Here is a 23824-nt window from a genome sequence, read left to right as displayed (position 1 = left end):
AGGAGTTTTCCGCCGATGTCATCCGCCGCTGCCCGCGCTATCGTCGCCGGCTTGCGTGACCGTATACGACAGTTCGACGGCCGTGCGGAGCGCGAACGGGCAGTGCTGCCCTTCGGTGTGCCGGAGATCGACGACCGGTTGCCCGGCGGCGGGCTTGCGCTTGCGAGCCTCCACGAAGTGTGCGGGGGTGGGAACGATGCTGTCCAGGGGGCGGCCGCCATGCTCTTTGCCGCCGGTATCGCCGCGCGAACCCGGGGGCAGGTGCTCTGGTGCCTGACCCGGCCCGATCTGTTCGCGCCGGCGCTTGCACAGGCGGGCCTTTCCCCGGGACGGGTCATTTACGTAGAGGCCGGCGACGAGAAAAGCTTGCTCCTCTGTTTCGAGGAGGGGCTGCGCCATGGCGGGCTCGGAGCTGTCGTGGCGGAGGTTGCCCGCCTGTCCATGACTGTCTCACGCCGCCTGCAACTTGCAGCGGAGGCTGGCGGAACGCTCGGTCTTGCCGTGCGCCGTTTTCGCAGCCGGGCCGAGGCGGATGCCTTCACCCTGCCATCGGCCGCGGTGACGCGCTGGCGGGTTTCCGTGCGGCCATCCGTGCCGCTTCCGGTGCCCGGTGTCGGCCGGGCGCGGTGGCTGCTGGAGCTTACCCGATGCCGCGCGGGCGAGGCGGCAGAATTCGAAGTGGAGGCATCCGATGCCGAGGGTCGTATCGCTTTTTCTCCCCGGCTGGCCGATCGACCGGCTGCGGCGGGCGCTTGGCGCGGAAGTGCCTCCGCCTGACAGCCGGCTTGTGCTTGTCGGCCGCGAGGGCACGCGCCGTGTCGTAACGGCGGTCAGCCGGCCGGCGGAACAGGCCGGCCTGCGCGTGGGCATGCCGCTTACCAAGGCCCATGCGCTCCTGCCTGACATCCTGACCCTTCCGGCCGATCCTGCGGCCGATGCTACAGCGCTCGAGCGTCTCTCGCTCTGGGCTCTCCAGCATTATGCCCCCATCGTCGCGCCCGATCCGCCGGATGGCCTCGTCATCGACACGACCGGCGCCGACCATCTGCACGGTGGAGAGGCACTGATGCTGAGCGGCCTTGTCAATCGCCTCGGCGCCTCCGGCATTACAGCCCGCGCCGCGGTTGCCGATACATGGGGCGCGGCTTTTGCCGCGGCACGCTTCCTGGCCGATCCGGTTCGCGTCATCCCGGCGGGGAGGGCCGTTGAAAGCGTTTCGCCGCTGCCGATCCGTGGGCTGCGCATTCCCCCGGATATCGTGGCGGGGTTGCATGTGCTCGGCTTTTCGACGATCGGCGACCTGCTCGCCGTGCCGCGCGCACCGTTGGTACGGCGCTTTGGTCCTATACTTGGCCGACGGCTGGATCAGATAGACGGCGTTGTCCGCGAGCCCGTCGACCCATTGCGCGACCCTGAACGGATTGTCGCCCGCAAAGGCTTCGGCGAGCCGATCGGCGCGCCTGACACCATCGCGCGCTATACGACGGCGCTGGTCCACGACCTCTGTCAGGCCTTGGAAAAACGTGGCCTCGGCGCCCGCCGGCTCGACCTCATCTTTCACCGCGTCGACAATTCGCTACAGGCGATCCGTGTCGGCACGGCCCGTCCTGTGCGTGATGAAAAACGCCTTGCCCGGCTGCTCTGCGACCGCATCGAGACCATCGAGCCCGGCTTCGGCATCGAGGTCATGGAGCTTTCAGCGACACTGGCCGAACCGCTTGTCCTGCAACAGGCGGCGACCTCGCTGATCGAGGCCGCGCCTGCGGATATTGCCGGCCTCGTCGATGTCATCGCCAACCGCATCGGCGCCTCCCGCCTTTACCGCATCGCCCCGGTCGAGAGCGATGTCCCGGAACGGTCCTTCCAGCGTGTCGCGCCGCTGGCGCCCGATGCCGGTGCGACATGGCAGGGGCAATGGCCGCGGCCGTCACGCCTGCTGGCCCGCCCCGAACCCATAGAAGTCATGGCGCTCCTGCCGGACCACCCGCCCGCCTCCTTCACCTGGCGCGGCGTGCGGCGGCTGGTTAAACGTGCCGATGGCCCGGAACGCGTCTTCGGCGAATGGTGGAAGCGTGACGGCGAACGCGCGGCCGTGCGGGATTATTTCCAGGTCGAGGATGCCGTGGGGGAGCGCTTCTGGCTGTTTCGCTCCGGCGATGAGGTTCAGGCCGCGCGGGGCCTCGGCCGCTGGTTCCTGCACGGAATTTTCGCATGAACCCGCGCTACGCCGAGCTTCAGGTCACGTCCCATTTCTCGTTCTTGCGCGGAGCGAGCAGTTGCGCGGAACTGTTCGCCCAGGCAAGCGCGCTAGGTATCGAAGCCCTGGCAGTGGTGGACCGCAACAGTCTTGCCGGCATCGTCCAGGCGCATCGGGCCGTCAAGGAACTGCCGGCCGATGGGAACATGGTCCGTCTTGTCGTCGGCTGCCGGCTGGACCTTGTCGATGGCATGTCGCTGCTCGTCTATCCGACGGATCGCGCGGCCTATGGCCGGCTTTGCCGCCTGCTCACCATCGGCAAGAAGAAGGCTGGCAAAGGCAAATGCCATCTCGACTGGTCGGATGTGGTGGAGTGGAGCGAGGGGCTTCTCGCTGTTCTTGTGCCTGACGAGGCCGATGAAACGGCCGGCTTTCACCTGCGCCGATTGGCCGAAACCTTCCGCGGGCGCTGCTATCTGGCGCTGACGCTGCGCCGTCGCCCGAATGACCAGCTTCGGCTCTGGCAGCTCTCCAATCTCGCCGCCCAGCATCGCGTTCCCACCGTCGTGACCAATGATGTGCTCTACCATGAGCCAGGTCGGCGCATGTTGCAGGACGTTGTCACCTGCATCCGCAACAATGTGATCATCGACAATGCGGGTTTTCTGCGCGAACGCCACGCCGACCGTTACCTCAAGCCGCCGGAGGAGATGCACCGGCTTTTCGCTCGTTACCCGGAGGCGCTCCAGCGCACGCTTGACATCGTCAACCGCTGCCGCTTCTCGCTGGACGAACTGCAATACCAGTATCCCGAAGAGAGAGAATACGCGCATTACACGCCGCAGGAGGCTTTGGAGAAATATACCTGGGAGGGGGCTGATGAGCGTTATCCCGAAGGTGTGCCGCAGGAAGTGCGCGCCAAGCTGAACCACGAACTGGCCCTTATCTCGCGCATGAACTATGCGCCTTACTTCCTGACGGTGAATTCCATCGTCCGTCAGGCCCGCAAGATGGATATTCTCTGCCAGGGCAGGGGATCTGCAGCCAACAGTGCGGTGTGTTTCGTGTTGGGCATTACATCGGTCGATGCCACGAACAACGGACTGCTTTTCGAGCGCTTCGTATCCGAACAGCGCGGTGAGCCTCCTGACATCGATGTCGACTTCGAGCATGAGCGGCGAGAAGAGGTCATACAGTGGATTTACGAGACCTATGGAAGAAACCATGCCGCTCTCTGTGCCACGGTCATCCGTTATCGCTCGCGCGGTGCCATGCGGGATGTCGGGCGTGCTCTGGGCATGCCGGAAGATGTGCTGAAAGCGCTGTCTTCTCAAGTCTGGGGCTGGTCGAACGCTATTCCAAATGCGCAGATCGAGGATATCGGCTTCAATGTCGATGACCGGCGCATGCGTCTTCTTGTCGAGCTTGCGCGAGAACTGACGGGGGCGCCGCGTCATCTCTCCCAGCATCCCGGCGGTTTCGTCCTGACGCAGGACAGGCTCGATGATCTCGTACCCATCGAGCCGGCCGCCATGGACGATCGTCAGGTGATCGAGTGGGACAAAGACGATATCGAAAGCCTCAATTTCATGAAGGTCGATGTGCTGGCGCTCGGCATGCTCACCTGCATGCGCAAAGCCTTCGAACTACTAAAGGAGCACAAGGGGAAGATCTGTACGCTTTCGATTCTCGACAAGGACGAGGCGACCTTCGAGATGATCTCAAAGGCGGATACGCTCGGCACCTTCCAGATCGAAAGCCGGGCGCAGATGTCCATGTTGCCACGGCTCAAGCCCCGAGAACTTTACGATCTGGTCATTCAGGTTGCGATTGTGCGCCCCGGTCCGATCCAGGGCGATATGGTGCATCCGTATCTCAGGCGTCGGCAAGGTTTGGAGAAGGTCGAGTATCCCAAAACGGAATTCGAGAAGGTTCTAAAGAAAACCCTTGGCGTTCCTCTGTTTCAGGAGCAGGCCATGCAGGTGGCCATCGAATGCGCTGGCTTTACCCCAGGACGGGCGGATCAGCTCCGCAGAGCCATGGCAACCTTCAAGCAGACCGGCGGAATCGACAAGTTTCGCACAGAATTGCGCGAGGGCATGATCGATCGTGGTTATGATCCCGCTTTCGCCGAGCGCATGTGCCGCCAGCTTGAGGGCTTCGGCTCCTATGGTTTTCCCGAAAGTCACGCCTACAGTTTCGCGATCATCGCCTATGCCTCGGCCTGGATGAAATGCCACCACCCCGATGTCTTCTGCGCGGCACTGCTCAACTCGCAGCCGATGGGTTTCTATGCTCCGGCACAGATCGTGCGCGATGCTCAGGAGCATGGAGTCAAGGTGCTGCCAGTCTGCGTCAATGAAAGCCGGTGGGATTGCACGCTGGAGCCCACGGATGATCCGGATCGTTTTGCCGTGCGGCTCGGGCTGCGGATGATCAAGGGCATGAGCGACAGGGATGCGAGCAGGCACATCCAGGCGCGGGCCGATGAGCCCTTCGTATCGGTGGACGACCTGTGGCGCCGCTCCGGCCTGCCGGTGGCCGCCCTTGTCGAAATGGCGGATGCGGATGCCTTCCGGCCTTCGCTCGGTCTTGCGCGGCGCGAGGCGCTCTGGGCGATCCGCGCGTTGCGTGACGAACCCTTGCCGCTCTTTGCCGCGGCGGCGCGACGGGAGGAGGAAGTCATCGCGGAACTGGACGAGCCCGAGGTGGCCCTTCGCCCGATGACCGCCGGTAACGAGGTCGTCGAGGATTATGGCCATGTCGGCCTGACGCTGCGCGCGCATCCCGTCAGCTTCCTGCGGGAAGATCTGGCGCGCCAGAGGATCGTTTCCTGTCATGTCGCCACCAATCTGCGTGACAGGCACCCGGTCGAGACGGCAGGCGTCATTCTCGTTCGCCAGCGGCCGGGCTCGGCGAAAGGCGTGATCTTCGTGACGATTGAGGACGAGACGGGCATTGCCAATCTCGTCGTCTGGAAGAAGGTGTTTGCCACCTATCGCAAGGTGGTGATGGGCGCATCGATGCTCGGCGTGAAGGGCTATGTCCAGCGGGAAGGGGAGGTGGTGCATGTCGTGGCGCAGCATCTCACAGATCTATCCGGCATGCTCGCCAGCGTCGGCCGGCGCGAAGGGCCATTCCCGCTGCCGCATGGCCGCGGCGACGAGTTTCACCACGGCAGTCCTTCGCCCGACCGGCGTGGCATGCCAAAACTCGTCAAACCGCGCAATCTTGTCGACGGCTACGGCCATATCGACGAGATCCGAGTCAAATCGCGCGATTTTCACTAGACCAATTTCAGCCGAAGCGGGATCGCTTCGGTGTCTGACAATCGCCTGAAAACAAAAATATAGAGCCTTTCCGGTGACACGGGGTCACCGGAAAGGCTTCAAATCACATGAAATCGCGCGGGATTTTCTTTTCGAAGGTCTTTTCGAAGATCTGCGTCTCGCCCTCGAAGGCGCGCACATTCGCGGAGATCAGCCAGTCCGTCGCGGTGCAGGCGATGGACGAGGTCGAGATCGTGCGCACGAACCAGCCGGGGCGCTGCATGTCACAGGTCCAGATCGAAGTGCCGGTCATCGACAGCGGATCATTTTCCGCGATGGACCACAGCTCGTCGCGCACCTGCCGCGTCGCCAGTCCCGTACCCGGATGCTCGTGAAGGCCGGTATCCTCGTAGATCGTGTACTCCGTGAGGCCGTTCGTCAGGTCCCGTTCCACGCCGCGCGCGGTCTCGCCGGGTGCAAGCTCGGTGTATTTCGGCAAGGGATCGGTATTTTCAGGTTCAGGCAGATTGATCACGCGGTGTTCGCCAAGCTTGGGCAGGGCAAGGCCGAGCGAGGCGAGGTCGATGGTCACGCCGGCATCGACCGGCGGCGGCAATACCATGGGCCAGTAGGCGGTGGAGAGCGACAGGCGAATGCGATGGCCGGGGCGGAACCGGTAACCCATCGCATCCAGTACAAGGCGGATGCGGGTTTTCTCACCCTTCGGCATCGCCGTCGGCTCTGCATTTCCATCGCGATGAGCAAGGTTGAGCACGCCGAAGGTGACGCGCGTCGCCGTACCGTCAGGATGAATATCGACCAAGCGGGTGCAAAGGTTGCCGATGTCCCCCTCGGTAGCGACGTCTAGTTCGAGAACCGGCTGGCCGAGGAAATCCTGCCCTTCCGCAAGAGGAGCTGTTTCGATGACGAGCGAACCGGCATCGTCAAGCCGCTGGTCGAGCGCCATTTCGGCATCCGGCTTCAGCGTGAACCACTCGCCGGCCATGACGCCGGTGTCGAGCGGGGATTTCAGATAGCGGTCATGACCCGACGCACCTGTTATCGGCATTCCGGGCGCAAGCGTGCCGTACTGCTCGACGTAGAAAGTCGCCATATCAGGCGTTTCCCAGCTCTCTTTCGCCGCCCAGAAGCCGGGATCGAATTCCCGGCGCAATGAGGGCTTGGGCGCATCCTGAATATAGGCGCGGACCTGCGGCGTCTTTTCGATGCCGTTTTCTTCGCCGCGCAGCCAGCGATTCCACCAGGCGATCGCTTCTGCATGGAAGTCCATACGCGGCTTCGGCCAGGCGAAGTGCGGATATTTATGCACCCATGGCCCGATCAGCGCCTTGGCCTTGTCGCCGAGACCTTCGACCGCCTTCAGAGGCGTGTTGCGATAGCCGTCCGCCCAGCCGGCAATGACAAGCGCCGGCAGCGGGAAGCCGTCGAAATCCTCGCATATGGAACCGTGCTGCCAAAAGGCGTCGCGGCGCTGGTGCTGCAGCCACTCCTCCATAAAGAAGTCTTCCTTCTGGAGGCGTTCCAGCCACATGTCGCGCCAGCGGTCCCCCACGATCGCCGGATCCGGCGAGCGCGACTGGTAGGCCAGCATCGTCGCGGCCCACGAAAGCTGGGCGGAAAGGTGCGTGCCGTTCTTGTAATGGATGTCGTCGTTGTAGCGGTCGACAGTGGAGGCGATGGAAATGACGGCTTTCAGCGCCGGCGGCTTGAGGGCGGCGACCTGAAGGCAGTTGAACCCGCCCCAGGAAATGCCCATCATGCCGACCGAGCCATTCGACCAGGGCTGTGCGGCAATCCAAGCGATGAGCTCGCAGGCATTGGCCAGTTCGAGCGGCGTGTATTCGCCGTCAATGACGCCGTCGGATTCGCCCGAGCCACGGATGTCGACGCGCACGCCGGCAATGCCGGCAGCGGCGAAGACCGGATAGGTGGATTCGTCGCGCGGGCTCGTGCCATCGCCCTTGCGATAGGGCAGGAACTCGAAAACGGCGGGCACGGGATCATCGATTGCCCCATCCGGCATCCAGATGCGGGCGGCGAGCCGCGTGCCGTCGGCAAGCGTGATCCATTCGTTTTCGATGACGGTGAAGGCGCGGGACATGGGCTGTATCCGTTCAGAAGGGGAGGCGGTTGGCCTGACGGGGTGGGACCACCCCGTCAGGCCGATAGGACGCTGGCTCAGCTATCGAACCAGACACGGCTGGCGACGTAGCCGTTGGACACGTCGTTGCCGATGTCGTGGACATAGCCCTTGACCTGCTTGGAGCACGCGTTGAGGTAGTCGTTGAAGACAGGCAGGATCAGACCGCCTTCGTCGCGCACCATCAGCGCGGCCGTCCGGTAGAGTTCGCGACGCTTGGTTTCGTCGAGTTCGGCGCGTGCCTGGAGGATGATCTTGTCGAAGTCCGGGCGCTTGAAACGTGTATCGTTCCATTCCGCGGTGGAGACATAGGAGGTCGCGTAACGCGAATCCTGCGTCGGCCGGCCACCCCAGTAGGAGGCGCAGAACGGCTGGACGTTCCAGACATTCGACCAGTAGCCGTCATCCGGCTCGCGCTTGACGTCGATTGTGATCCCGGCCTTCTTGGCACTTTCCTGGAAGAGCACGGCGGCATCGACGGCACCCGGGAATGCGGCATCCGCCGAGCGCAGGACGACCGCCCCGGAATGGCCGGATTTCTTGAAATGGAACGCGGCCTTGTCAGGGTCGAACATGCGCTGCTCGATATCATCGGGCGCCAGCGCATAGGCAGCGTTGACAGGATAGTCGTTGCCGAGCTTTCCGTAACCGCCCAGCACGCGATCGAGAATTTCCTGGCGGTCGATGGCGTATTTGAGCGCGAGACGCAGGTCGTTGTTATCGAACGGCGCAGTGTCACAATGCATCAGGAAGCTGTAGAAGCCCTTGCCACCGGTCTGCAGGATTTCCACCGTCGGTGCGCGCTTGAGGAGCGCGGCGGTCTTCGGCTCGACCATGCTGATGAAATGCACCTGCCCGGACGACAATGCCGCGATACGCGCCGTCGTATCGTTCATCACGATGATCTCGACACTGTCGACGAAGCCGCGGTCGCTGCGCCAGTCGTTTGCGTTCTTCTCGAAGGTCGCACGCACGCCCGCCTCAAAGGAGGTGAGCTTGTACGGGCCCGTGCCGATCGCGGCATGCGGGTTCTCAACGCCGCCACCCGGCTGGACGATCAGGTGATAGTCGGAGAGAATCAACGGGAGATCGGCGTTGCCTTCGGTGAGCGTGATCACGAGGTCGCCGGCCTTCTCCTCGATGGCCTTGATCGAGCCGAGAAGGCCCAGCGCGCCGGACTTGGAGCCCGCATCGCCGTGTCGCTTGAGCGTGGCCAGCACGTCGGCAACGGTCATCTCGCTGCCGTCATGGAACTGCACGCCCTTGCGGATTTTGAACGTCCATACCGACGCATCGGCCGACGGCTCCCAGGATTCGGCAAGCGAGGGCACCGCCGCCCCCGTTTCGGGATGGGATTCCACCAGCGTATCGCCCCAGCAGCGGCCGGTGACGAAGGCGACGCCGGCACTGTATCCGGCGGGATCGAGCATATCGGTCGCAGCGCCGCCATTCAGGCCAAGCTTCAGATGTCCGCCACGCTTCGGCTCCTGTGCCTGGGCGCGGCCAGTTGCGAGGCTTGTGGCGGTGGCGGCGAGAACACCAAGGGCTGCGGTTCCGCCGAGGAATTCGCGACGGTTGAGGCCGGTATTTGCGTGGAGTTCGGACTTCCAGATAGGCGTCATGTGGGCGGTTCCCGTTCTTGTAGTGACCCCGAAATGCGGCCGGGATCGTCCGGATCAGTCGTAGCGAATATCCACGCGCGTTGATATTTCACGACTTGACGCGAAATTACGCTGGTTTACGCTGATGCGACGAGGGGTAAACATGCAGGACACATCATTTGCGATCAATCTCCGGCACGCTTGCAGCACGCGTAAGTCCGTGTCGGAAATCTGTCGTCAGCTGGGCGTCAACCGCCAGCAGTTCAATCGTTATGTGAACGGCGAGGCAATGCCGTCGCCGCACAATCTGACGCGTATCGCGGCCTTTTTTGGCGTTCGGCCGGGCGATTTTTCACTTGATCCGCTGAAATTCGAACAGCGCCTGCTGAGTTCATCAGGCGGCGCCTTCGAGGCGGATGCGCTTCAGGCCTGCTTTCCGGGCAATCTCCCGGCGCTCCGGCGGCATCTCGGCTATTACCAGACCTATCACGTCTCCTTGTCATGGCCTGGCATGATCGTCTGTTCCTGCACCCGGATTGACGAAAAAGACGGTGTGGTCCGTGTGAAAACCATCGAGCGTATCCAGGACCGTCCCCACGAAATCCGGCAATTCTCGAAATATGTCGGGCTGGCTTCATTCCTGCAAAACAGGATCTTTATCGTCGAGCGTAGCACGGGCGCGGAGTCGATGATCGCCGAGACGATCCTGGCGCCTTTCGAAACCCATCAGCGCATCTATCTCAAGGGTATGACACTTGGCATATCCTGGCGAAAGCAAAACCTCCCCTATGCGTCGCGGGCGATCTGGCGCCATCTCGGCACGGACACCGACCGACGGCTCCTGCTGTCCCGCTGCGGGGTGCTGCCACAGAATTCCAGACTGCTTCCGCCAACGGTACGGGAGTTCCTGGAGGGCGGGGACAGTCCGGTTCTTTCCGCCCCGCTTGGGGGAGCCTGACAAAACGCCTCGGCTTGCCCCATCCAACAATCTCGCCTACGAAACAGGTGAGGATAGCGAGGGGGTAACATGCAGGAGCGGAAACCTGAAACGACAGATGGTCTCGATCGCGCTTACAAGGTTCTGATCGCGGATCTCGTCGGCCTGCGTTTCGATGCTGAGGGGCGGCCTGATGCCGCCGAGGTGCGCACGTATATCGAGTCCCGCGGTGGTCATTTTCACGAGGGTGCTTACAAGCGCGAGGATCTGCCGCCCGGCATTCATTTTTTCTACCAACCCGATCTCAGTGCTGAAGTTGAGATCATCGCGCAGACTGCGGATGGCCGTTACGATGCGCTGATCGCCGCGGCCACCTTTATTCCGAAACAGGCCGTCTTCCCGCGCGGGGGCGTGCGCATCGGGGCCGGTACGGGCAATATGGGCTCGGCATCCTGGGGCGGCGGAAACGGGGAGGGCGGCATGGCGCCGCTTATGAACACGCCCGGAATCAACAGCCGCGCGACCGCACAGATGGTGATGAAGGCGATCCTGAAAGTGCTGCCGGATCTCCCGGTCGATGTCCTGCACCAGCGCGTGGCGACCGGCGATTTCGACACGGGGCGAGATCTGAAATCCTATCCGACCGCCAAACTGGAGGGCCGCAAGATGGCGGTGTTCGGTTACGGCAATATCGGTCGTGAGGTGGCGAAACTGGCCCGAGCTTTCGGCATGCGGGTGTCGATCTACGCCCGCGAGAGCCACCGGCAATGGATTGAAGCAGAAGGCTTCGACTTCGCACAAACGCCTGTCGAGGCCGCGAACGGTGCGGATGTTCTCTCCGTCCATGTCGGCCTCGGTCGGCTGGACGCCGAGACCCGCCGCTACGCCAATGCCGGGCTTGTAGGCGAGGCCGTGCTTTCAGCGATGAACAGCGGCGCCGTGCTCGTCAATTACGATCGAGGCGAGGTTGTGGACACCGCCGCGCTGGACAAGGCATTGGCTTCCGGCCGGGTGCGCCATGCCGCAATCGATGCCGATCTTTTCAAGAACGCGGCGAGCGGCGTCCTGAGCGGGCCCATGCTGCCCTATCTCAAGGTCGCGGAGCGGCATCCGGGCAAGCTTGAGCTTCTGCCGCATGCGGCCGCCGACACCGATCATCCCTCCCGAGTGGCGGGTGCCTGTCAGGCCGTCGACCAGATCATGGACGTCATCGTCAAGCGACGCGTGAGCAACCTCAAGGGAGACCTGCCGGAAGGTTACACCGATGCAGGGGCAAAGGTGCCGCATGGCATCGGGCGCGTCTCGGTCGCCACACTTGCGGCGGCTGCGTCAGACCCGCGTTTCGTTGAGTTGCACGATGTCTCGCGCGAGATCACTGATACGCTGGAGGCCATCGTCGAGGCGGTGCAGGAAAGCATGACGCACCAGCCGACCCGTGGTGACGTGGTCGCGCTCACCGCGCTCCTGCTCAGGCAGCGCCGATTGATCGACGCGCTCGGGCTGGATGGACCCGCCGAAGCCTGACGCTCGGAACTTTCATGCGGATGAGAAGTTCCCTCCCTGACATCAAATGCAGGGAGTGCTGACCATGGCCCATCAGAAAGACGAACGCGGCGATCCGATCACCCGTACCCACGAGCCCGTCCGAAAGGAATATGCGGCTCGCGAGACGAGGCAGGGTGGCCCCGGCGTTCCCATTCTGAAGGTGCTCGGCGTCAGCCTCGTGCTCGCATTTCTTGTCTGGGGCGTGGTCGAGCTCTGGGGCAACCGTATAGCTCCCTCTGACCCAGCGGATAGCGGTCAGGCCACATCGACCACCGGCACGTCAACGGGTACCGGCCAAGCCACACCGGATGGAGCGATCGACAGCCAGACCGTTCCGACGGATCGCGATCCCACGCCACAGTCCGGCACGGGCGGCGAGAGCCAGCGCGTGACTCCCGACGGCACTGCGAACTGATCCTGTAATTAATTAAGAACTGATCCTGTAATTAATTAAAACGTGACGGTCGGTGACCTATGCGGATTAGCCTGGGTCACCGATACCGTCATTTTCTGGCTCCACCGTCAGCTTGACGCGGTCCGCGGCAAACCGTGTGCGCGAATATTGAATCGGGATACCCGTGAGATCGGTGTTGATGGCCGTCGCCACAAGGATGATCGCTCCAGGCGAGAGTTTCAGGTGGCGCATGTCGTCTCCTTCGGCGTGGATTGCGGAGATCTCCGTCGACCGGCGCACATAGTCGGAAACGTCGAGTTCGCGAAACGCTGCGGTAATCGATCGCGTCCTCTCGTAAGCTTCGGCCATCTCGGCAAACCGTTCCGCAGGGAAATAATGCGTTGCACGCGATATGGGGCGCTTGTCGGCACTGTTGACGGTTTCAATTCGCACACACGGCGTTCCTGCCGCCAATCCCAATGCCTGCGCGACGACAGCGGGCGCAACGTCTGTGTCTGCCTCCAGCATCCGACCTTCGATATCACGCGCCTGGTTTCCCAGACCCTGCGAGAACCGCGTTCTCCGAGAGATTGGAAAGCTCAACCTGTCACGTCGTTCGATACGGGTACCGACGCCCTGCATGGCGCGCACGATACCCTCATCGGCAAGCGTTGCCATGGCGCTGCGCACCGTGTGGCGGTTGACGCCAAACCGGGCGGCAAGAACCGTTTCCGGCGGCATCATGCCGGTCTCGTCGAAATCGCCATTGTTGATTGCAAGGCGCATCCGGTCTGCGATCTGCCGCCAGAGCGCAACGCCAGTTTGTCGTTCCACCATTTCGCCCCCGTATGAAAGATTTGTCACACCCTTGTCATTCCTGCCGTTTAAGACAAGAATTAGATGTGCAGTTGTCTAGATTAATAGACATGTAGGAGTAAGGCAATGGCGGCAGTTGAAAAATCTGCGGAGGCCGGCGTGAAGGCTGCGAATACCGAGCGGCAGAGAGCGATCGGGCTTCTTTCAAAGGCAAGCCGGACGGAGTTGCAGTCCGCCTTCGATGCCCTTGGTGACAAGCCCGACGTGCAGCCGGTGCGCGGCCCCGAAACGGGCCTCGTGATGGTGCGCGGGCGGATTGGCGGTGGTGGCGCGCCGTTCAATCTCGGTGAGGCTACGGTCAGTCGCGCCAGTATTCGTCTTGATGACGGAACGGTTGGTCACGGCCAGACGCTGGGCACGGATGGGGCGAAGGCTCGGCTTGCGGCGATCTTCGACGCGCTTTTCCAGCAGCCGGACCGCAAAACGGAAGTCGAGATGCTTCTTGCGGCCATAGCTGCACGTGTCGTCGCTGAAGACGCCGCGAAGACCCGCCAGGCGGCCGCCACCCGCGTCGACTTCTTCACCATGGTTCGCGGAGAGGACTGATGACACTCGATACACGCACTTTTTCCGGAGGGTTCCCGGAGCCGGTTTTCGCGGCGCAGGCCGTCTTTCGCACGGTGATGGACTGTATGGCCCGTCCGGGCACGGTCGGTGATATTGCCGTCGATGTCGCTCCGCCCCCGCCGCTCTCTCCGGCGGCCGGCGCCGTTGCGCTCACGCTGTGCGACCACGATACGGACGTGTGGTTGACCCCGGCGCTTGCCACCTCCGCCTTGCCAGGATGGCTTGCCTTCCACACTGGCGCAATCCCTACCGCCGAGCGACAGAACGCCCGATTCGCCTTCGTCGAGAAGGGCGGGATCCTGCCGAGCCTCTGCCTCTTCGCGCAGGGCACGCAGGAATATCCGGATCGTTCGACGACGCTCATTGTCGAGATTGAGGCCTTCGAAGGCGGGCGGTCGTTAGCCATGACCGGGCCGGGTATCCGCACGCAAGAGCACATCGCGCCGGTCGGCCTGCCGGACATGTTTGCGCAATTCTGGCTTGAGAACGGGCAGAATTTTCCCCGCGGCGTGGACATGATCCTCGTTGCCGGCAGCAGGGTCCTTTGCCTGCCGCGCACCACCGTTCTGCACATCAAGGAGGGCTGACCGATGTATGTTGCCGTCAAGGGCGGTGAAGCCGCCATCGCCAACGCCCACCGGCTTCTAGCCGACCGACGCCGTGGCGACCGCTCGCTGCCGGCGATCGGTATAGAGCAGATCGTCGCGCAGCTCGGCCTTGCAGTGGACCGGGTGATGGCCGAAGCGTCGCTTTACGACCGGGCACTTGCAGCTCTCGCCATCCGGCAGGCACGTGGCGACATGATCGAGGCGATCTTCATCCTGCGCGCCTACCGCACGACCTTGCCGCGCTTCGGCTATTCCAAGCCTGTCGATACGGCCGAGATGGCGATCGAACGCCGTGTTTCCGCCACCTACAAGGACCTGCCCGGCGGCCAGCTTCTGGGCCCGACCTTCGACTACACGCACCGTCTTCTCGACCCCTCCCTGCTGACGGATGCCGATGTCGATGCGCCGCTGGAACGCGAGGAAAGTCGTGAACCGGTCATGCGCGTGTCGGACATTCTCGCCGGCGAAGGCCTTGTCGAGGATGACGGCAGCCTGCCGGATGGCCATGTACCCGGCGATATCACGCGCGAGCCGCTGGAATTCCCGATGGCCCGGGACCTGCGCCTGCAGGCGCTGGCCAGGGGCGACGAGGGGTTTCTGCTGGCGCTCGGCTATTCCACCCAGCGCGGCTACGCCCGCACCCATCCGTTTGTCGGGGAAGTGCGCATCGGCGAGGTCGAAGTGGAGATCGACATGCCGGAGCTGGGATTTGCCGTGTCGCTCGGCCGCATCCAGATCACCGAATGCCAGATGATCGCGCAGTTCAAGGGTTCGACGAAGACCCCGCCGCAGTTCACGCGCGGCTACGGACTCGTGTTCGGCCAGAGCGAACGCAAGGCCATGGCCATGTCATTGGTCGACCGCGCCTTGCGCGCGGACGAATTCGGCGAGGATATCGTGGCGCCGGCGCAGGACGAGGAGTTCGTCATCTCCCATTCGGACAATGTCCAGGCAACCGGTTTCGTCGAGCACCTGAAGCTTCCCCATTATGTGGATTTCCAGGCCGAACTCGCCCTCGTGCGCCGCATGCGGCGTGAATACGAGGAGAGGCTGGCCGGCAATGCCGATGACCTCGCGGAGGCGGCGGAATGATCGAAGGCCTTTCCCATATGACGTTCATCGTGCGCGATCTCGACCGGATGACTGATATTCTGCAAGTCGTGTTCGACGCAAAGCAGGTCTATGCCAGCGGAAAGCGGCAGTTCTCTCTTTCGCCGGAGCGCTTCTTCGTCATCGGCGGGCTCTGGATCGCCATCATGAAAGGCGAGGCTCTTTCCGAGCGCACTTACAATCACATCGCCTTCAAGGTGCCGGATGACACGCTGGACCTCTATCTCGAGCGCATCGAGCGGCTCGGCCTTGATGTAAGGCCGCCACGCCCGCGCGTGGAGGGAGAGGGGCGGTCCCTCTATTTCCATGACGCCGACAACCATCTTTTCGAACTGCACAGCGGCACGCTCGACGGGCGGCTGACGACCTACGGCCGACTGGAGGCGGTGAACGAATGAGCGACCTCGCGACCTACAATTTCGCCTATCTCGACGAACAGACGAAGCGCATGATCCGCCGCGCGATCCTGAAAGCGATCGCCATCCCCGGCTATCAGGTGCCTTTTGCCTCGCGCGAAATGCCGATGCCCTATGGCTGGGGCACCGGCGGTGTGCAGGTGACCGCAGCGATCCTGGGGCCCGCCGACGTGCTGAAGGTCATCGATCAGGGTGCGGACGACACGACCAACGCCGTCTCCATCCGCGCCTTCTTCCAGAAGGTCGCCAATGTGGCTGTGACGACCAGAACGGGTGAGGCGACTATCATCCAGACTCGCCACCGCATTCCCGAGGAAAAGCTGACAGCCGGCCAGACGCTCGTCTATCAGGTGCCGATTCCAGAACCGCTGCGCTTTCTCGAACCGCGTGAGACGGAGACCCGCAAGATGCATGCACTTGAGGAATATGGCCTCATGCATGTGAAGCTCTATGAGGATATTGCCAGGAACGGCCACATCGCCACGACCTATGCCTATCCGGTGAAGGTCGAGGGGCGCTACGTGATGGATCCTTCTCCGACACCGAAATTCGACAATCCCAAGATGCACAGGTCGGAGGCGCTCCAGCTCTTCGGCGCCGGGCGCGAGAAACGCATCTATGCGGTGCCGCCCCATACCGAGGTCGTCAGCCTCGATTTCGAGGACCATCCTTTCGAAATCCAGACGTTCGACAAGCCATGTGCCTTGTGCGGTGCCGAGGACGTCTATCTCGATGAGGTCGTGCTCGACGACAAGGGCGGACGGATGTTCGTCTGCTCCGACACCGACCATTGCGAAGGTCGCTGCGCAGAGGGCCATCGCGGCCATCTAGCTTATGACAAGGACGCCGCCGAATGACTGATGCTCCTCTTCTCAAGGTCTGCGATATCTCGAAGTTTTATGGCGCGCGCATCGGGTGCCGGAATGTCTCCTTCGATCTGTGGCCGGGCGAAGTGCTGGCCATCGTCGGCGAATCCGGGTCTGGCAAGACGACGCTGCTCAATTGCCTCGCCACCCGGCTGATGCCGAGTTCAGGTTCCGTCGAATACCGCATGCGCGATGGGCAGATGCGCGACCTCTCCCGCATGAGCGAGGCGGAGCGCCGCTTCCTGATGCGCACGGACTGGGGCTTCGTGCACCAGAACCCGGCGGACGGCCTGCGCATGGCTGTCTCGGCTGGTGCCAATGTCGGCGAACGGCTGATGGCCGTCGGCGAGCGGCACTACGGCAATATCCGCGAGACGGCCGGCGACTGGCTGCGGCGGGTGGAGATCAGCGTGGACCGCATAGACGATCAGCCGCGCGCCTTCTCCGGCGGCATGCGTCAGCGTCTGCAGATTGCCCGCAACCTGGTGACGTCACCAAGGCTGATCTTCATGGATGAGCCCACCGGCGGTCTCGATGTCTCGGTTCAGGCACGCCTGCTCGATCTCCTGCGCGGCCTCGTCCAGGATCTCGGTCTTTCGGCGATCATCGTCACGCACGACCTTGCCGTGGCGCGCCTGCTGTCGCACCGCATGATGGTTATGAAGGATGGCCTCGTCATCGAACAGGGCCTGACCGACCGCGTGCTGGACGATCCGCGCGAAGCCTATACCCAGCTCCTCGTTTCCTCGATCTTGCAGGTGTAACCATGCCGACTCCTCTCGTCGTTTCCGATGTCGCCAAGAGCTTCACCATGCATCTGCGCGACGGTATCCGGTTGCCGGTCATGTCCAAGGTGACTTTTTCAGTAAAAGCGGGCGAATGCGTCGTGCTGGGCGGTCCGTCCGGCATCGGCAAGAGTTCGCTTCTCAAGATGGTCTACGGCAACTATGCGGTTGACGGTGGCCAGATCCTGATAGAGCACGGTGGCCGCCTGCTCGATCTGGCGAGTGCCGATCCGCGCACCATTCTGTCGGTGCGCCGCGCAACACTTGGCTATGTCAGCCAGTTCCTACGCACCGTGCCGCGCGTCGCGGCCGTCGATGTCGTGGCCGAGCCGCTCACGGCGCGGGGCACTGATGCGGTTGAGGCGAGGGGGATGGCCGAGGTCATGCTGGCGCGGCTCAACCTGCCGCGTGAACTCTGGCAACTGCCACCCGCCACGTTCTCCGGCGGAGAGCAGCAGCGCGTCAACATCGCACGCGGTTTCATCACCGATCACCGCATCCTCCTGCTGGACGAGCCGACCGCGTCGCTCGATGCGAGGAACCGGACTGTCGTGGTGGACATGATCGAGGAGAAGAAGGCGGCAGGCGTGGCGCTTCTCGGCATCTTTCACGACGAGGATGTGCGCGAAAGAGTTGCCGACCGCATCGTGGACGTCTCCGCCTTCTCACCGCGAAAGGTCGTCGCATGACGAAGCTTTCCGAAACGCCACTGATCCACCCGACGGCGGTCGTCTCCGATACGACGCTCGGCCGTTATACCGAGATCGCCGAGAACTGCCGCATCAGCGAGGCGGAGATCGACGACTATTCCTACATCATGGAGGGCGGCTCCGTCTGGTGCGCGACGATCGGCAAGTTCGTCAACATTGCCGCTTCCGTGCGCATCAACGCGACGAACCATCCGATGTGGCGCGCAACGATGCACCACTTCACCTATCGCGCCAGCGACTACTGGCCTGATGCAGACCACGAGGCGGATTTCTTCGCCTGGCGGCGCGAGCATCGCGTCACCATCGGACATGACGTCTGGATCGGTCACGGTTCCACCGTCCTGCCGGGTGTCACGATTGGCAATGGTGCGGTCGTCGGCTCCGGCGCCGTCGTCACCAAGGACGTCGAACCCTACACCATCGTCGGCGGTGTTGCGGCGAAAGTCATTCGTGAGCGCTTCCCGCGAAGTATCGCAGAACGCATGGAAAAACTTGCCTGGTGGGATTGGGATCATGCCCGGCTGCGCAGCGCGCTCGACGACTTTCGCAAACTTGACGCAGAAGCCTTCCTATCCTGCTACGGCGGGTGAGGAGGCGAGCCGCGATGCCTGAAAACCAGGCCTGTGGACTGTTATTTTTCCGACATGGAACTGACATGGCCCCTTCATCAACGACGTTTAGAGCCAGTCCCGAAAGCGACAGGACCCAAGCCCGGGCGCCGAGCGAAGGAAGAGGGAGCTGCCATGTTCCGACTGAAGAATGTCACCCGCCGTTTCGGCGAGCGCGTTGCCGTCGACAACGTGACGTTCGACATCCCGCAGGGGCAGATGGTCGGCGTCATCGGCCGTTCGGGTGCCGGCAAGTCGACCATGCTGCGCATGATCAACCGCCTTGCCGATCCGAGCGAGGGCACGATCCACTTCAACGATATCGAGGTGTCGTCGCTGCGCGGCTCGGCGTTGCGCAACTGGCAGCGCGATTGTGCGATGATCTTCCAGCAGTTCAATCTCGTACCGCGCCTGGATGTGCTCACAAACGTCATGCTCGGCCGCCTGAACCACCGTTCGACGGTCCTCAGCCTTCTGAGCATTTTCAGCCACGAGGAACGGATCATGGCGATTGCGGCTCTTGAACGGCTCGGCATCGAGCAGACGGCGCTTCAGCCCGCCGGCACGCTGTCCGGCGGACAGCAGCAGCGTGTGGCGATCGCCCGCGCGCTGATGCAGAACCCCAAGATGCTACTGGCCGACGAGCCGATCGCCTCGCTCGATCCGCTGAACGCCAAGATCGTCATGGACGCGCTGCGCGACATCAACGAGCGCGAAGGCATCACCGTCGTTACCAACCTGCATACTCTCGATACGGCGCGCGCATATTGCGAGCGCATCATCGGCATGTCGGGCGGTCGCGTGGTCTTCGACGGCCCGCCCCGTGAGCTGAATGCCGAAGCTGTGCGCAAGATCTACGGCACGGGTTCCGATGGTTCGGAGATCGACGAGAGCGTCACGTCCACCGCCATTCGCAACCCTGCCCGCCAGGACAACGACCATAGCACTGACAAGGAATCCGCCAGCCCCACACCGCTGGCACTGGCTGGTCTCTGACCCGCCGGGATCGAACGCCCGCGTCAAGGGCACCACAGACCGACAGGATTCGACTGCCGGCGAGGCCGGCAAAAGGAGAACGCAATGTTGAAGAAAGCTCTGCTCGCCGCCGTCGCGATTGCCGTAACGGCCGGTTCCGCCACGGCTCAGGACGTCAAGGTCCTGCGCATCGGTCTCGACGGCTCGGAAAACGAGGCCGATCAGATCCGCAACACCCAGTGCGTTGCCGACGGCCTGAAGGCCGCGACCGGCGTGCCGGAAGTCCAGATCTTCCCGTCGCCGGACTATAACGGCGTTATTCAGGGCCTGCTCGGCGGCACGATCGACATCGCCTCGATGGGCGCGTCGTCCTACGCCGCCATCTACCTTCAGGATCCGAAGGCCGTCGACCCGATCCTGACCTACACCCAGTCGGACGGCTCCAGCGGCTATTATTCGATCATGGTTGCCCGCAAGGATTCCGGTATCAAGACGCTGGCCGACGCCAAGGGCAAGAAGATCGGCTTTGCGGACCCGGACTCCACCTCCGGCTATCTCGTTCCGAGCGTGACGCTGCCGAAGGAAATCGGCATGCCGGTCAAGGAATACTTCTCTGAAACCGGCTTCGGCGGCGGCCACGAGAACCTCGTTCTCGCCGTTCTCGACGGCAAGTTCGACGTCGGCACGACCTTCGGTTCGGGCGTCGGAAAATGGGAAGAGGGCTATACGGGCGGCAACCTCTACCAGATGGTCAACAAGGGCAATCTCGACATGGACGACATCGTCGAAGTCTGGAAGTCGCCGCTGATCCCGAACGGTCCGCTGATGGTGTCCAACAAGCTGGCGGACGACATGCGCGCCAAGGTCGAGCAGTATTTCGTCGAACTGCCGAAGAAGGACCTCGCCTGCTTCCAGTCCTACACGCAGGGCGCCAACAAGGACTACATCAAGGTCGACCAGTCGTTCTACCAGACGATCATCGACGCTCGTAAGTCCGTCATCGGCGGCTGATCGCCATCAAAAAACGGGTGGCGCTTCAGGCGCCATCCGTCCCACAGGAGAAAGCGGCATGGCGTCCGGCACAGCTGAAAACACGATGAGCGGTCTTGGACCGTCCGCCGCCGCGGTGATGCGGCACCATCAGCAACAGCTGAGGACGCGGCGGATCTATACCGCCATCGCGATCATCGTCTTCCTCGTGGCACTCTGGGCGTCGCTCGATTTCGCCAACAGTGCGAATTCCGGCAAGTTCTTCGAACGTCTGCCCTACGTCTTCGATTTCATCCGAAATTTCGTGCCCGATAGCCCGATGGAAATCGTGCGGGCGATGTTCGACCTGCCGTCGCCCTATGCAGATGGGTCGCTGCGTTATGATTACACGTCCGAGCGGGTCTACATCGCCGACGGCTTCTACATCCCGCATTTCATCTACCAGCTGATCATCACCGTGAACATCGCGCTGATCGCGACGATCATCGGCTTCGGGCTGGCCTTCCTGCTGTGCTTCTTTGCCTCCACCAATCTCGTCGGCGCGGGCGCTACGCGCTGGGTCGTGCGGCGTATCATGGAAGTCATGCGCGCCTTTCCGGAAATCGTGGTCGCCGGTCTTCTGACCGCCATCCTGTCCATCGGGCCGATTGCCGCAATCGTGGCGATCACCATCCACACGATCGGCGCGCTCGGAAAGCTGTTCTTCGAGGTCGTGGAGAATGTTGACATGCGGCCGGATGAGGGGCTGCGGGCCACCGGCGCAAGCTGGGTCGAGCGGGTGCGCTACGCTATCGTTCCCCAGGTCCTGCCGAATTTCGTGTCCTACACGCTGCTGCGCGCCGAGATCAACGTGCGCGCCTCGACCATCATCGGGGCCGTCGGCGGCGGCGGGATCGGCGAGGTGTTCCGCCTTGCCATCGGCCGCGACCATGCCGCCAAAACCTACGCGATCGTCATCCTCCTGCTCGTCACCATCATCGCGGTCGACCAGTTCTCGTCGTGGCTGCGCCGGCGCCTGATCGGCCAGCAGTTCCTGGACACCGCACGGGGAGCCGTCTGATGTCGACAACCATGATCCACGCCGCCGAGCGCGACCGGCTTCTGGCCACCTATCCCGATATCTTCCGGCGCAGTTTCTGGCAGCGTTGGGGGCTGGCGTTGTGTGTCGGTACTACCGTTCTCTATCTCGCCATCTGCTTTGCAGCCTTCAATGTCGGTCCGGCCTTCATGCAGGGGCGCTGGGACCGTGCCGCCATCTATGTGCAGGATTGGTATTCCTGGCGCGCGCAGCCGCGTCTGCGCTTCGTCGATGGTGCCGTCGTGCCGCAATGGTCGAGCCGCCGGCAATATCCCGAGGGTGCGGATATCGACTGGCTTCGTCCGATGGCCGACGGTGGTTACAGCGTGATCTATGAAGGCGAGGCTAACCGGCTGGATGTCCATCCCGACCGGGTTGATGTCCTTGTTGGCGGCACAGTCTATCCGGTCGACATCACCGCGGAGGGTGTGGCGCCGCCGGAGGGAACGCCCGCAGGCGTTGTTTTCGACGGCACGAAGGTGATGGTCGATTATGGCTTCGAGGGCAGTGCCGAGATCCGCGGATCGCAGGTCTATGTCCAGCGCCGGTTCCTCGGCTGGGCCAACTTCTTCTTCGATATCCGTTCGCCCTTCTGGGGAAAATCGTTCGGCGAGATCGTGAACCTCGCGCTCCTTGCCGAGCGCGTCGATGCGGATCGTTCGAACATCCGCCATATGGTCGATGACTTTCTCGGCAACACCGCCTGGCAGCACGCCGACATTTTGTCCAAGCTGCTCCAGACGCTGGTGATGGCGTTCGTCGGCACGCTTCTCGGCACAGTGTTCGCGTTGCCGCTCGCCTTCATCGCCGCCCGCAACATCACCCTGAACCGCGCCGCGAACTGGGGCATGAAGCGGCTCTTCGATTTCCTGCGGTCGATCGACATGCTGATCTGGGCGCTGTTCTTCACGCGTGGGTTCGGCCCGGGGCCGATCCCCGGTATCGCCGCCATCTTCTTCACGGATACGGGCGCGCTTGGTAAGGTCTATGCCGAGGCGCTGGAGAATGTCGACGATAAGCAGCGAGAGGGGGTGAAGTCCGTCGGGGCATCGTCCATAGCCGTCAACCGGTTCGGCGTGCTGCCGCAGGTTCTGCCGGTCTTCGTCTCCCAGTCGCTTTATTTCTGGGAATCGAACACCCGGTCTGCGACGATCATCGGCGCCGTTGGTGCCGGCGGCATCGGCCTGAAGCTGCTGGAGGCGATGGGCACGAATGCCGATTGGGACAAGGTAGCCTATATGGTGGTGCTGATCCTCCTCGTCGTCTTCGTGTTCGATGGTATTTCCAATGCGCTGCGGTCGCGGCTGATCGGAAAACCGATGCATTGATGGCGTGGCGGCATGATGCTGCCACAGGAATCCTTTCATGATCCGGCGTCGCCTTCACGAGCGGCGTCGAACGAGTTTCACAGGAATGAGCCTTTGCGATACGCCCTTTACTTCACCCCGCCTGCCAGCGACCCGCTGACGCTTGCCGCCCAGCGCTGGCTGGGACGGAACGCCTTTACCGGCGCGGCTCTCGAACAGCCGGCCGTTAGCGGCTTCGAGGCGTCGGCCATGGCAGGGCTGACGGCAGATCCGCGCCGCTATGGTTTCCACGCCACCCTGAAGGCGCCGTTCGCATTGGCCGAAGGCCGCAGCGAAGCCGAGCTTGTCGCCGAACTCGGCCGTTTCGTGTGCGAGATGGAAGCTGTCGATATTCCGCAACTCGTCGTCGGACGTCTCGGGTCCTTCTTCGCACTGGTGCCCGGCGATCATTGCGCGCCGTTGCAAAGCTTTGCCGGCGAGGTCGTCCGGCGCTTCGAACGTTTTCGCGCGCCGCTCACCTCTGCCGACATTGCGCGCCGCAGGCCGGATGAGCTGGGTACCGCAGAGCGCCAAAATCTGGTGCAGTGGGGCTATCCTTATGTCTTTGACGAGTTCCGCTTCCACATGACGCTGACCGGCCGCGTCCCGGCCGAAGGTCGAGATGGAATGGAGGCCGCCCTTCTCGACCATTTCGCCGATTTCCATGACCGCCCGCTGACGCTTGGCGGGCTGGCACTCTTCCGAGAGCCGTCGCGCGGCGCCGATTTCACCGTCCATTCGCTCTTCCCTCTAGGCGGAGCCATCAACAGAAAGACTGCATGAAG

The 23824-nt window shown here is 62.8% G+C and carries 21 protein-coding genes and 1 pseudogene; 19 read left to right on the top strand and 3 right to left on the bottom strand.

Annotated features, from left to right (window positions below):
• Positions 1-15 precede the first annotated feature (15 nt).
• From MKI86_RS17970 to MKI86_RS17960, 3 genes are read left to right on the top strand one after another with little or no spacing between them, the layout of a single operon-like run.
• The gene (locus MKI86_RS17970; RefSeq protein ID WP_241603577.1) at positions 16-777 is read left to right on the top strand and encodes an ImuA family protein; all 762 of its coding nucleotides are present in this window, start codon (positions 16-18) and stop codon (positions 775-777) included.
• The gene (locus MKI86_RS17965) at positions 692-2215 is read left to right on the top strand and encodes a Y-family DNA polymerase (RefSeq protein WP_241603574.1); all 1524 of its coding nucleotides are present in this window, start codon (positions 692-694) and stop codon (positions 2213-2215) included. Before MKI86_RS17970 ends, MKI86_RS17965 begins: the two co-directional genes overlap by 86 nt.
• Entirely contained in the window at positions 2212-5487 is a 3276-nt protein-coding gene (locus tag MKI86_RS17960; protein WP_241603571.1) for an error-prone DNA polymerase, read from the top strand. The genes MKI86_RS17965 and MKI86_RS17960 overlap by 4 nt, the downstream gene beginning before the upstream one ends.
• Before the next feature lie 103 nt (positions 5488-5590).
• Here MKI86_RS17960 and MKI86_RS17955 read toward each other — a convergent pair whose 3' ends face one another.
• Entirely contained in the window at positions 5591-7588 is a 1998-nt protein-coding gene (locus MKI86_RS17955; protein WP_241603568.1) for a CocE/NonD family hydrolase, read from the bottom strand.
• Positions 7589-7665: 77 nt separating this feature from the next.
• Positions 7666-9249: an ABC transporter substrate-binding protein gene (locus MKI86_RS17950; protein ID WP_241603565.1), complete on the bottom strand. Its 1584-nt coding sequence runs from the start codon at positions 9247-9249 to the stop codon at positions 7666-7668.
• A 142-nt stretch (positions 9250-9391) separates the two neighbouring features.
• On the opposite strand from MKI86_RS17950, the gene MKI86_RS17945 reads away from it, so the two are divergent.
• The 3 genes and pseudogenes from MKI86_RS17945 to MKI86_RS17935 all read left to right on the top strand — a co-directional run bounded on the left by MKI86_RS17945 (position 9392) and on the right by MKI86_RS17935 (position 12125).
• Positions 9392-10186, top strand: coding sequence for a helix-turn-helix domain-containing protein (locus MKI86_RS17945; RefSeq protein ID WP_241603561.1), 795 nt, complete (start codon positions 9392-9394; stop codon positions 10184-10186).
• Positions 10187-10282: 96 nt separating this feature from the next.
• Positions 10283-11689, top strand: a pseudogene (locus tag MKI86_RS17940) (NAD(P)-dependent oxidoreductase); the annotation flags it as partial.
• A 64-nt stretch (positions 11690-11753) separates the two neighbouring features.
• Positions 11754-12125 carry a hypothetical protein gene (locus MKI86_RS17935; RefSeq protein ID WP_241603558.1) on the top strand — a complete coding sequence of 124 codons (372 nt, stop codon included), beginning with the start codon at positions 11754-11756 and terminating at the stop codon, positions 12123-12125.
• A 66-nt stretch (positions 12126-12191) separates the two neighbouring features.
• Here MKI86_RS17935 and phnF read toward each other — a convergent pair whose 3' ends face one another.
• Positions 12192-12941 (bottom strand): phosphonate metabolism transcriptional regulator PhnF, encoded by a 750-nt coding sequence (gene phnF / locus MKI86_RS17930; RefSeq protein ID WP_241603736.1) that lies wholly within the window; start codon positions 12939-12941, stop codon positions 12192-12194.
• Positions 12942-13046: 105 nt separating this feature from the next.
• Between phnF and phnG the strand changes: the two genes are divergently transcribed.
• The 13 genes from phnG to MKI86_RS17865 all read left to right on the top strand — a co-directional run bounded on the left by phnG (position 13047) and on the right by MKI86_RS17865 (position 23822).
• Complete coding sequence (phnG, locus tag MKI86_RS17925; protein WP_241603554.1) at positions 13047-13526, top strand: phosphonate C-P lyase system protein PhnG; 480 nt, start codon at positions 13047-13049, stop codon at positions 13524-13526.
• The gene (phnH, locus tag MKI86_RS17920) at positions 13526-14134 is read left to right on the top strand and encodes a phosphonate C-P lyase system protein PhnH (RefSeq protein ID WP_241603550.1); all 609 of its coding nucleotides are present in this window, start codon (positions 13526-13528) and stop codon (positions 14132-14134) included. The genes phnG and phnH overlap by 1 nt, the downstream gene beginning before the upstream one ends.
• 3 nt (positions 14135-14137) lie before the next feature.
• Positions 14138-15247 carry a carbon-phosphorus lyase complex subunit gene (locus MKI86_RS17915; protein WP_241603547.1) on the top strand — a complete coding sequence of 370 codons (1110 nt, stop codon included), beginning with the start codon at positions 14138-14140 and terminating at the stop codon, positions 15245-15247.
• On the top strand, positions 15244-15663 hold the full coding sequence (gene fosX / locus MKI86_RS17910; RefSeq protein WP_241603544.1) for a FosX/FosE/FosI family fosfomycin resistance hydrolase: 420 nt from the start codon (positions 15244-15246) through the stop codon (positions 15661-15663). Before MKI86_RS17915 ends, fosX begins: the two co-directional genes overlap by 4 nt.
• Entirely contained in the window at positions 15660-16538 is an 879-nt protein-coding gene (locus MKI86_RS17905) for an alpha-D-ribose 1-methylphosphonate 5-phosphate C-P-lyase PhnJ (RefSeq protein ID WP_241603541.1), read from the top strand. The genes fosX and MKI86_RS17905 overlap by 4 nt, the downstream gene beginning before the upstream one ends.
• A complete protein-coding gene (gene phnK, locus MKI86_RS17900) occupies positions 16535-17311 on the top strand; it encodes a phosphonate C-P lyase system protein PhnK (protein WP_241603538.1) in 777 nt (258 codons plus the stop codon). Before MKI86_RS17905 ends, phnK begins: the two co-directional genes overlap by 4 nt.
• A gap of 2 nt (positions 17312-17313) precedes the next feature.
• Entirely contained in the window at positions 17314-18021 is a 708-nt protein-coding gene (gene phnL / locus MKI86_RS17895; RefSeq protein ID WP_241603536.1) for a phosphonate C-P lyase system protein PhnL, read from the top strand.
• Positions 18018-18632 carry a DapH/DapD/GlmU-related protein gene (locus MKI86_RS17890; RefSeq protein WP_241603533.1) on the top strand — a complete coding sequence of 205 codons (615 nt, stop codon included), beginning with the start codon at positions 18018-18020 and terminating at the stop codon, positions 18630-18632. Before phnL ends, MKI86_RS17890 begins: the two co-directional genes overlap by 4 nt.
• A gap of 153 nt (positions 18633-18785) precedes the next feature.
• On the top strand, positions 18786-19646 hold the full coding sequence (phnC, locus tag MKI86_RS17885) for a phosphonate ABC transporter ATP-binding protein (protein ID WP_241603530.1): 861 nt from the start codon (positions 18786-18788) through the stop codon (positions 19644-19646).
• An 84-nt stretch (positions 19647-19730) separates the two neighbouring features.
• Positions 19731-20636, top strand: coding sequence for a phosphonate ABC transporter substrate-binding protein (phnD, locus tag MKI86_RS17880; protein WP_241603527.1), 906 nt, complete (start codon positions 19731-19733; stop codon positions 20634-20636).
• 118 nt (positions 20637-20754) lie between these two features.
• A complete protein-coding gene (gene phnE, locus MKI86_RS17875) occupies positions 20755-21675 on the top strand; it encodes a phosphonate ABC transporter, permease protein PhnE (protein WP_241603733.1) in 921 nt (306 codons plus the stop codon).
• Positions 21672-23021, top strand: a complete 1350-nt coding sequence (gene phnE, locus MKI86_RS17870) for a phosphonate ABC transporter, permease protein PhnE (RefSeq protein ID WP_241603731.1) — start codon at positions 21672-21674, stop codon at positions 23019-23021. Before phnE (MKI86_RS17875) ends, phnE (MKI86_RS17870) begins: the two co-directional genes overlap by 4 nt.
• 93 nt (positions 23022-23114) lie before the next feature.
• Positions 23115-23822, top strand: coding sequence for a DUF1045 domain-containing protein (locus MKI86_RS17865; protein WP_241603525.1), 708 nt, complete (start codon positions 23115-23117; stop codon positions 23820-23822).
• Positions 23823-23824: the final 2 nt, after the last annotated feature.

This window comes from Shinella sedimenti (genome assembly GCF_022601905.1).
GTDB classification, from domain to species: Bacteria; Pseudomonadota; Alphaproteobacteria; order Rhizobiales; family Rhizobiaceae; genus Shinella; species Shinella sedimenti.
The sequence above is the reverse complement of the archived record's forward strand: the minus strand, read 5'-3'. Positions and strand labels throughout refer to the sequence as shown.

Bases quoted from the DNA above. Each gene is read 5' to 3' on its own strand.
- MKI86_RS17970 (WP_241603577.1), top strand. From the start codon at position 16: ATGTCATCCGCCGCTGCCCGCGCTATCGTCGCCGGCTTGCGTGACCGT.
- MKI86_RS17965 (WP_241603574.1), top strand. From the start codon at position 692: ATGCCGAGGGTCGTATCGCTTTTTCTCCCCGGCTGGCCGATCGACCGG.
- MKI86_RS17960 (WP_241603571.1), top strand. From the start codon at position 2,212: ATGAACCCGCGCTACGCCGAGCTTCAGGTCACGTCCCATTTCTCGTTC.
- MKI86_RS17955 (WP_241603568.1), bottom strand. From the start codon at position 7,588: ATGTCCCGCGCCTTCACCGTCATCGAAAACGAATGGATCACGCTTGCC.
- MKI86_RS17950 (WP_241603565.1), bottom strand. From the start codon at position 9,249: ATGACGCCTATCTGGAAGTCCGAACTCCACGCAAATACCGGCCTCAAC.
- MKI86_RS17945 (WP_241603561.1), top strand. From the start codon at position 9,392: ATGCAGGACACATCATTTGCGATCAATCTCCGGCACGCTTGCAGCACG.
- MKI86_RS17935 (WP_241603558.1), top strand. From the start codon at position 11,754: ATGGCCCATCAGAAAGACGAACGCGGCGATCCGATCACCCGTACCCAC.
- phnF (WP_241603736.1), bottom strand. From the start codon at position 12,941: ATGGTGGAACGACAAACTGGCGTTGCGCTCTGGCGGCAGATCGCAGAC.
- phnG (WP_241603554.1), top strand. From the start codon at position 13,047: ATGGCGGCAGTTGAAAAATCTGCGGAGGCCGGCGTGAAGGCTGCGAAT.
- phnH (WP_241603550.1), top strand. From the start codon at position 13,526: ATGACACTCGATACACGCACTTTTTCCGGAGGGTTCCCGGAGCCGGTT.
- MKI86_RS17915 (WP_241603547.1), top strand. From the start codon at position 14,138: ATGTATGTTGCCGTCAAGGGCGGTGAAGCCGCCATCGCCAACGCCCAC.
- fosX (WP_241603544.1), top strand. From the start codon at position 15,244: ATGATCGAAGGCCTTTCCCATATGACGTTCATCGTGCGCGATCTCGAC.
- MKI86_RS17905 (WP_241603541.1), top strand. From the start codon at position 15,660: ATGAGCGACCTCGCGACCTACAATTTCGCCTATCTCGACGAACAGACG.
- phnK (WP_241603538.1), top strand. From the start codon at position 16,535: ATGACTGATGCTCCTCTTCTCAAGGTCTGCGATATCTCGAAGTTTTAT.
- phnL (WP_241603536.1), top strand. From the start codon at position 17,314: ATGCCGACTCCTCTCGTCGTTTCCGATGTCGCCAAGAGCTTCACCATG.
- MKI86_RS17890 (WP_241603533.1), top strand. From the start codon at position 18,018: ATGACGAAGCTTTCCGAAACGCCACTGATCCACCCGACGGCGGTCGTC.
- phnC (WP_241603530.1), top strand. From the start codon at position 18,786: ATGTTCCGACTGAAGAATGTCACCCGCCGTTTCGGCGAGCGCGTTGCC.
- phnD (WP_241603527.1), top strand. From the start codon at position 19,731: ATGTTGAAGAAAGCTCTGCTCGCCGCCGTCGCGATTGCCGTAACGGCC.
- phnE (WP_241603733.1), top strand. From the start codon at position 20,755: ATGCGGCACCATCAGCAACAGCTGAGGACGCGGCGGATCTATACCGCC.